Source organism: Microbulbifer mixtoriginis (SeqCode), from assembly GCF_052467945.1.
In genome coordinates this window covers 3,553,933-3,564,074 of record NZ_CP174328.1, presented here as the reverse complement: position 1 = coordinate 3,564,074, position 10,142 = coordinate 3,553,933, and the positions used below count along the sequence as shown (strand labels likewise).

Here is a 10,142-nt window from a genome sequence, read left to right as displayed (position 1 = left end):
AGTATTTAATATTTAGCATGATAAAGATATTCAAATTGACAGGCCCACTATTTGCCGTTGGGTTTGTGTCTTTTAGTTTCTTGCCACAACATGCCCAGGCCGGGTGTAGGATTGATGGTGAGCATTCTATAGGTGGATCTAGGGGACAGGTTGTTTACGACTGTTTTGTTCAATTGCCATCTAGCTTCACACTCAGCTATTCAAATCGTAAGGCGACATTAGCCTGGAAAGAGTATACGCTCACCAGCGGAGAAACCAGACATGAAGATTACTCTCTTATTCAAACATTTAATGGCAAAGAGACAGTTTTAGATGACTATCCGCCTTCAACTGGTTCTCGTGTTGTTAATTTAACAGCCAATGGTACTTATTCTTTTTGTTATAAAGCGGAAGGGGAGGCGGGCTTGGTTGGGCCTGGGTTTATTGGGCGCCCAATGACCAGAGAAACCTGCCGTGAGGTAACTGTTACCTCTACGCCTTCTACTATAAATTATCCGACTTTTGATAGTGATGGCTCATATTCCATTAGTTGGTCATCAAGTTCTGCAGCCAGTCGTTATGAGCTTGAGCGCAGTATAAATGGGGGTTCTTGGAGTAGAATTTATAATTCATCTGGCACCAAGCTTAATGAAAGTGGTAAATCCAATGGAAGCTACCGATATCGCGTAAGAGCCTGTACATCCAATATGTGCAGTGATTATAAAACCGGTGGAACCCTCAAAGTAGAAAAAACCCCATCAACCCCTTCCTCTATCACTGCTCCCAGTTATACTTCTTCTAGCAGCGTTAATATCAGCTGGGCTGCCAGCAGTGGGGCTACTCGCTACGAAGTACAACAGCGCAAGGATAACGGCAATTGGTCCGGCAATATTTATTCTGGTTCATCTACCAGTACAACGGTTTCTTCCCTGAGCCATGGTAGTACTTACCGCTTTAGAGTACGGGCCTGTAATAGCACTTGCTCTGGCTATCGAGAAAGTAAAGATTTAGAAGTCTATTTCCGTCCTGGCGTACCAACACCTAAATTAAATACCACCACCAGCCTCGATGGTAAATATACTGTCAGCTGGAATACCAAGCAGTTTGCTACCAGTTATCAGTTGGTCGATGGCGGTGGCTCCACTCTATACAATGGTTCTGGTTTAAGTAAGAGTTTCTCTGGTGTTAGCAATGGCTCTTATAGCTATAAGGTTCGTGCTTGTAATGCCAAGGGCACCTGCTCCAACTACTCCTCGTTAGTAACAGTTAAAGTCGATCGTGTTGTTGGTATACCGGTGCTGTCTGCAGCACCCACTAGCAGCTGGGATGGCAAAGTAAAACTAAGCTGGACAGAAATTGATAAAGGCGGTCTCACCGTTGAATATCAAGTGGTAGACAGTGCAAATAAGCAGCTTTATCGCGGCACTGCACGCAGCTACCAGCTGAGTAACTTGCAAGACGGACGCCACTGCTACCGGGTACGTGCACTGACCTCAACCGATCAGTCCAACTATTCACCGGAAGCCTGTGCCACCGTAGATTTACTACAAGCGCCAGCAGCGCCGAGCTATATCACTGTGCCTTCCTCTACCGGTGAAGCTTATACTGTGAGCTGGCCATCAGTTGCCGAAACTGATAGTTATCTGCTGCAGCAACGTATGAATAATGGCAGCTGGAAAACCGTGTATAACGGTGCTGGCAATAGCTATAAATACAATGCCTCTCCATTAGTATTCGGTACGCACGATTATCGTGTACAGGCCGTGAACAAAGCGGGCTCTTCCGACTTTAGTAATACCTTCACGGTAACGATGGAGCTGGATCCCACGGTACAGATTCGCAAGCAGCTGTACTACAACGAAGCCGATCAGGTACCTGCGGCCCAGGAAAATCCTGCCCAGGGTATTTTCTCCCGGGATAGAGCGGCCTTCCGCTACCTGGATCTGATGTATATCGTTGATACCAACACCAATACGGTGATTAACCCTTACGCCAGTGGTGAAGCCACGGTTGAGTTTTCCAGCCTGTATGACACTGCCGAGCGTAACCGTGCCACAGATGTGGAAGCGTTTATTTTTGAGCAGCTCACTCATCATCCCAACAATGAAAACCTGCAACGTTTCACGCTGGATGTTTACTACGATCGCGCGGTAGCGGAAATGATCCTGGCTAATGAAGCCCTGGATAATGCCCGTATTAGCCGCCTGCGTAACGAAGCGGTAGAGGTCGAAGTTGGCCATATAGAAACTGCACACCAGTTGTTGAAGGATGCCCTGGAGCAGTACAACTCCCTGCTGACCTATGCACCGGAGTTTTTAGCACAATGGGGTCCTTCCCGTGGTCAAATTAGCCCCCGCTACTACGACCCCAACGACCTGGCACAAAAAGATGTAACCCCAGCAGAATTACTGTTCACCGGGTACAAAGATGTCACCATGCTCTATCAGCTGATGAGCAAATTGGCTTCTACTAAAGTGCAGCAAGCGCGTCTGGCCGTCGTTGCCGGACAGACCAATACCACCCTGCTGGCACAAATGGTTGACGAGATGAATACGCTGCGCAGTGAGTTGATTGCTAAAGAGCAATCATTGCGTGCGATCTTCCCGAATACCGACTTCACCCAGGTGCAAGGTTTCTCTGGTCTGCCCGAAGCGGTGTATGCATGGCAAACCCATCTCAGCGATTTGGAAAACTCCGTGAGCTGGCTCACGGGCGAAACCAATATTCTGGGCCTGCCGCAGGACTCAGTGTTGCTGGTACAGGGTTACGGTATTGATGGCAACACAGTGTTTGATTCCTTCAATGCACTGAGTGACTTCCTCGGTAATGACAGCAGTGGCCCTATTGCCACTGCACAGAATAGTCTCGCCGCCGCAAAAACCAGCTACGAGAACTACCGCCACAGTGCCGACAAGCTGGCCACGGAATATACCGACCGCCACCAGCAGTTGGGCAACTGGCTGTACAGCCTGTTGGGCTTGGAGTTCCCAAGTAACTGCTTCAGCAAAGACTGCATTATTGTTGAAGAGTCTGCACAGCAAGGTAGTGAAATTGCCTTGCAGGCAAACAATATCGATATCGCGCAAATCGCATTGAGCAACAACCTGCAGCGTATGGAAGACCTGCTGAGTGCGATTGAAATTGAAATCGAGCGACGTGCGGAGGAGGAAGGTATCGTCGACGGCATGTCGAAGATCATCCTGGATTACGGCTCCAAGCAGGAATCCATTTCTAAGCAAATCACCAAGATTCGTAAAGAAGCGGAGAAATCCAGAAAACGCGATGGCTTCCTGAAAGTAGTGGGTGGTGCAATTAAAGCCTACTACACCGGAGATACAAGCACGCTAGAGCAGGGTATCGATCAGGTGGTTTCTAGTCATATCAATCTCAAGAGCATTAAAGATATTGGCAAACTAGAAGCAATGAGCATTCGCTTGGGTGCAGAAGAGCGAGCGAAGCTGAATGACAGCAGCAATAAACTGTTGGATGTCGAAAGCCGAGCGCGCGTGCGCACCATGTGGCTGGAAGCAAATACTATTGCGCTGGATATTGCCCAAGCGGAAGCTACGGTTGAGCAAGAAGTTGAACGTTTAGTCGGCATGCTGAATCAGGCACAGCGGGTTATGAATCAGATGTTCACTACTAATGCCAATCTGGCCGAACGTTATTTTGCTGACCCGATCCATGCCAGCCGCCTGACTACGGAAATGTTGCGTGCAGAGCGTCACTTTGAGGAAGCGCAGAAGTGGTTGTTCTATGCAGCTAGTGCCCTGGAATACAAGTGGCAAGAATCATTTGTAGGTTCAGTGACAGGCTCCAGAAAGGAAGACATTTTCCACGTGCGTAATGCCCAGGAACTGAGGGATTTCTATAGTGAAATGTTGTCCTTCGATCAGTTGCGCAATCTCAGTGGCACTCAGCAGGCGACGGACACTTTCTCTCTGAAGGATGATGTGTTCGGCTATGTAGATGATATCAACGGTATTGCACAGACCTACCAACATCCAGACCCTGCCCAACAAGGTGGTCCTCGTTTAAGTCCGCAGCAAGCACTGCAGGAAAAGCTGCGCCTGTTATCGCGTAAATACGGCAGTGATACCTGGGTAACCGTGGAATTTAGTACTGTGAAAGAATTACCGCGCAGTAACTTCTTCCTGGGGCCAGTTATTGCAGACAATAACGATCTGAGTTGTTTAGCTGCAGGTGGATCTTACCTGGATAAAATTGAGACTATTGGGCTCAATATCCCCCTTGCATTTAGCGTTAGTGGTGAAACCGAAACTCCAGCCTACCTAACTTATGGCGGTACCAGCTTTTTACGTAGTAAAACACCAGGAACTCTGGTGGAGAGTGCGGATGGCGTAGGTATTCAGGATGAGTTTATTACCCATAGCACTCGATTCTGGGATACTGTTGATGGAGCCAACTTGGCTTTCCGTAATAGTTATCGGGTTCCTATGGCCGCTAATTTAGATGTACTTAATAGTGGTGCAGGTTCTAGTTCTACGGTGACTAATGTATTTAAAGAACGTAGTGTCGCCGCCACTGGCTGGCGCTTATCGCTCAAGTTGGCAGACCGCTATGGTTCACTGGTAGATCTCAATGCGGTTAAAGATGTTGAATTGATCTTTAATCACCGCTTCAAATCAAGAAATATAGATAACTGTGGTGGCGATGATGGCCCTGGTCCATTGTTGCTACTACGTAAGCCTGTAGTTCATTAATCTCATAAATAGGTGCATCTCACATTGTGTGAGGTGCATCGTTAATCATCTTAACCTTCTTGTGCTTAAGTTTTTGTGCATATTTCGTTGTGCTTGTTAGGTTATTTTATGAATAGAGTATTTAATATTTAGCATGATAAAGATATTCAAATTGACAGGCTCACTATTTGCTGTTGGGTTTGTGTCTTTTGGTTTTTTTCCACAAAACGCACAGGCTGGATGTATAAAGGATGGTGAGCATTCTCTAGGGGTGAGAAATACTGTTTACGACTGCAGGGTAGACTTGCCAGCTAGCTTCACACTCAGCTATTCGAACCGCAAGGCGACATTAGCCTGGAAGGAGTATTCTCTATCGAGCGGAGAAATAAGAAATGAAGATAATTCCATTGTTCAAAGAGTTAGCGGAAAGGAGACCGTTTTAGATCACTATCCGCCTTTAACTGGTTCTCGTGTTGTTAATTTAACAGCCAATGGTACTTATTCCTTTTGTTTTAAGGCAGAAGGAGTTATGGGGTTAGATGGGAATGGATTTGTAGGACGTCCATTTACTAGGGAGACCTGTCGTGAGGTAACTGTTACCTCTACGCCTTCTACTATAAATTATCCGACTTTTGATAGTGATGGCTCATATTCCATTAGTTGGTCATCAAGTTCTGCAGCTAACCGCTATGAGCTATATCGCAGTATAAATGGGGGTTCTTGGAGTAGAATTTATAATTCATCTGGCACCCAGTTTAATGAAACTGGTAAATCCAATGGAAGCTACCGATATCGCGTAAGAGCCTGTACATCCAATATGTGCAGTGATTATAAAACCGGTGGGACCCTCAAAGTAGAGAAAACGCCATCAACCCCAACCTCTATCACTGTTCCCAGTTATACCTCCTCTAGCAGCGTTAATATCAGCTGGGCTGCCAGCAGCGGGGCTACTCGCTACGAGGTACAACAACGCAAGGATAACGGCAGTTGGTCCGGCAATATTTATTCTGGTTCATCTACCAGTACAACGGTTTCTTCCCTGAGCCATGGTAGTACTTACCGCTTTAGAGTACGGGCCTGTAATACCACTTGCTCTGGCTATCGAGAAAGTAAAGATTTAGAAGTCTATTTCCGTCCTGGCGTACCAACACCTAAATTAAATACCACCACCAGCCTCGATGGTAAATATACTGTCAGCTGGAATACCAAGCAGTTTGCTACCAGTTATCAGTTGGTCGATGGCGGTGGCTCCACTCTATACAATGGTTCTGGTTTAAGTAAGAGTTTCTCTGGTGTTAGCAATGGCTCTTATAGCTATAAGGTTCGTGCTTGTAATGCCAAGGGCACCTGCTCCAACTACTCCTCGTTAGTAACAGTTAAAGTCGATCGTGTTGTTGGTATACCGGTGCTGTCTGCAGCACCCACTAGCAGCTGGGATGGCAAAGTAAAACTAAGCTGGACAGAAATTGATAAAGGCGGTCTCACCGTTGAATATCAAGTGGTAGACAGTGCAAATAAGCAGCTTTATCGCGGCACTGCACGCAGCTACCAGCTGAGTAACTTGCAAGACGGGCGCCACTGCTACCGGGTACGTGCACTGACCTCAACAGATCAGTCCAACTATTCACCGGAAGCTTGCGCCACCGTAGCGTTGCTGAAGCCACCTGTAGCGCCTAGTTATATCACCGTACCTTCCTCTACTGGCGAAGCGTATACCGTAAGCTGGCCATCAGTTGCCGAAACTGATAGTTATCTGCTGCAGCAACGTATGAATAATGGCAGCTGGAAAACCGTGTATAACGGTGCTGGCAATAGCTATAAATACAATGCCTCTCCATTAGTATTCGGTACGCACGATTATCGTGTACAGGCCGCGAACAAAGCGGGCTCTTCCGACTTTAGTAATACCTTCACGGTAACGATGGAGCTGGATCCCACGGTACAGATTCGCAAGCAGCTGTACTACAACGAAGCCGATCAGGTACCTGCGGCCCAGGAAAATCCTGCCCAGGGTATTTTCTCCCGGGATAGAGCGGCCTTCCGCTACCTGGACCTGATGTATATCGTTGATACCAACACCAATACGGTGATTAATCCTTATGCCAGTGGTGAAGCCACGGTTGAATTTTCCAGCCTATATGACACTGCCGAGCGTAACCGCGCTACAGAGGTAGAAGCGTTTATTTTTGAGCAGCTCACTCATCATCCCAACAATGAAAACCTGCAACGTTTCACGCTGGATGTTTACTACGATCGCGCGGTAGCGGAAATGATCCTGGCTAATGAAGCTCTGGATAATGCCCGTATTAGCCGCCTGCGTAACGAAGCGGTAGAGGTCGAAGTTGGCCATATAGAAACTGCACACCAGTTGTTGAAGGATGCCCTGGAGCAGTACAACTCCCTGCTGACCTATGCACCGGAGTTTTTAGCACAATGGGGTCCCTCCCGTGGTCAAATTAGCCCCCGCTACTACGACCCCAACGACCTGGCACAAAAAGATGTAACCCCAGCAGAATTACTGTTCACCGGGTACAAAGATGTCACCATGCTCTATCAGCTGATGAGCAAATTGGCTTCTACTAAAGTGCAGCAAGCGCGTCTGGCTGTCGTTGCCGGACAGACCAATACCACCCTGCTGGCACAAATGGTTGACGAGATGAATACGCTGCGCAGTGAGTTGATTGCTAAAGAGCAATCATTGCGTGCGATCTTCCCGAATACCGACTTCACCCAGGTGCAAGGTTTCTCTGGTCTGCCCGAAGCGGTGTATGCATGGCAAACCCATCTCAGCGATTTGGAAAACTCCGTGAGCTGGCTCACGGGCGAAACCAATATTCTGGGCCTGCCGCAGGACTCAGTGTTGCTAGTACAGGGTTACGGTATTGATGGCAACACAGTGTTTGATTCCTTCAATGCACTGAGTGACTTCCTCGGTAATGACAGCAGTGGCCCTATTGCCACCGCACAGAATAGTCTCGCCGCCGCAAAAACCAGCTACGAGAACTACCGCCACAGTGCCGACAAGCTGGCCACGGAATATACCGACCGCCACCAGCAGTTGGGCAACTGGCTGTACAGCCTGTTGGGCTTGGAGTTCCCAAGTAACTGCTTTGCCGAGGACTGTGTGATTGTCACGGAGGATGCGCAGAACGGTAGTGAAATTTCTCTGCAGGCGAACAATATCGATATTGCGGAAATTGCACTGAGCAACAACCTGCAGCGTATGGAAGACCTGCTGAGTGCGATTGAAATCGAAATCGAACGACGCGCGGAGGAAGAGGGAATCGTCGACGGCATGTCGAAGATCATCCTGGATTACGGCTCCAAGCAGGTTTCAATTAAGCAGCAGATTGCCAAAATTCGCAAAAAGGCGGAACAGTCTAGAAAGCGGGGTAGCCTGTTTAAAGGGATTGTGAAGTCGGTAGCAGCTATCGTGAGTCAAAATTGGGCTCAACTAGCGCAAACGGTAAAAGAAACCGCAGAAACCGTTGCTGAGCACAACCGCAATATAAAAACGATTAAAGATATTGGTAAATTGGAGGCAGAGAGCGCCCGCCTAGCGGCGGAAGAGCGCGCGACCTTAAACGACAGCTCAAATAGACTACTGGGTGTGGAGAGTAAGGCTCGCGTGCGCACTATGTGGCTGGAAGCAAATACCATTGCGCTGGATATTGCCCAAGCGGAAGCTACGGTTGAGCAGGAAGTGGAACGTTTGACTGGCATGCTGAATCAGGCACAGCGGGTTATGAACCAGATGTTCACTACTAATGCCAATCTGGCTGAGCGTTATTTTGCCGATCCGATCCATGCCAGCCGCCTGACGACTGAAGTACTGCGTGCGGAGCGTTACTTTGAAGAAGCACAGAAGTGGTTGTTCTACACGGCCAGTGCCCTGGAATACAAGTGGCAGGAATCTTTTGTGGGTTCAGTCACTGGCTTCAGAAAGGAAAGTATTTTCCGTTTGCGCAATGCGCAGGAGCTGAGGGATTTTTATAGTGAAATGTTGTCTTTTGATCAGTTACGTAATCTCAGTGGCACTCAACAGGCGACGGACACCTTCTCTCTAAAGGACGATGTGTTTGGCTATGTGGATAATATCAATGGTATTGCACAGACCTACGTCCATCCGGATCCTGCCCAACAAGGTGGCCCGCGCTTAAGCCCGCAGGAAGCCTTGCAGGAAAAGTTGCGCCTGTTGTCGCGTAAATATGGCAGTGATACCTGGGTAACTGTGGAATTTAGTACTGTGAAAGAATTACCGCGCAGTAACTTCTTCCTGGGGCCGGTTATTGCAGGTAATAACGATCTGAGTTGTTTAGCTGCAGGTGGGTCTTATCTGGATAAAATTGAGACTATTGGGCTCAATATTCCCTTGCTGCACAGTGTTAGTGCTGAAACAGAAACTCCGGCCTACCTAACCTATGGTGGCACTAGCTTCCTGCGCAGTAAAACGCCGGGAACCTTGATGGAGAGTGCGGATAGTGTAGGTATCCAGAATGAATTTATTACCCATACCCCGCGTTTCTGGGATACCGTTGATGGAGCAAATCTATCATTCCGCAACAGTTTTCGAGTGCCAATGGCTGCAAATCTCGATGTGTTTAATAGCGGTGCAGCTTCCGTTTCTACAGTGACCAGTGCTTTTAAAGAGCGCAGTGTTGCCGCCAGTGGTTGGCGCTTATCACTCAAGTTGGCAGATCGTTATGGCTCATTAGTAGATCTCAATGCGGTTAAGGATGTTGAGTTAATCTTCAATCATCGCTTCAAGTCGAGAAATATAGATACTTGTGGTGACGATGGTGATACTGGTCCTCTACTGCTACTGCACAAGCCGGTAGTCCACTAATTCTTTTTTTAATGTCTAATAACTAGAGCGCTTTTTTGGCAACCCAGTATCAATAGTGTTACTGAGTTGCCATTCTTTTGAAAAATTAACTTTTCTTAGTGTGATCTGAGAAATAAGGGTAAGAGTCAATTCATAATTCACAGCCATAGTGTAATTAACCTCCAAGCTATTTTTAGGAGTAAGGTTTGAAAATAACCATGTGTTATTGTTCTATTCATTATTTATATTGAAAATGTTTTCATAAGTTGCTGCCTTTCCGCTTTAGTTGTTGGCATTGAAAGTTTCCTTAAAGTGAGGCAGTTATCTAGTAATTGCATAATTTTGTGATGATAAATTTAAATTATCGATGTAAAGGGAGTTTTATGTTCATATGACAAAATCATCAAAATTTTCTCGCTCGTTGTTTGCTTTGGGATTTTTTTCTCTTGCAGGTTTTTCAGGAGAGGTTCTGGCTTCATGTGAGAAGCTATTTGAGCCGGGTACAAACCTTTTAGAAGCTTGTGTTCTTGAGTTACCAAAAAGCTTCACGCTCAGCTACTCAAATCGAAAGGCTACACTTAATTGGAAAGAGTATGATCTCGGTCCTTCCACGTTGTATAGACGGCAGGAAGTCT

The 10,142-nt window shown here is 47.1% G+C and carries 2 protein-coding genes; both read left to right on the top strand.

All coding sequences use genetic code 11. The features are described from left to right. Positions 1-35: 35 nt before the first annotated feature. On the top strand, positions 36-4,703 hold the full coding sequence (locus ACJJIJ_RS15445; protein ID WP_444937827.1) for a fibronectin type III domain-containing protein: 4,668 nt from the start codon (positions 36-38) through the stop codon (positions 4,701-4,703). A gap of 796 nt (positions 4,704-5,499) precedes the next feature. Further along, positions 5,500-9,528 (top strand): fibronectin type III domain-containing protein, encoded by a 4,029-nt coding sequence (locus ACJJIJ_RS15440; RefSeq protein ID WP_444937826.1) that lies wholly within the window; start codon positions 5,500-5,502, stop codon positions 9,526-9,528. The last annotated feature ends 614 nt before the right edge of the window (positions 9,529-10,142 follow it).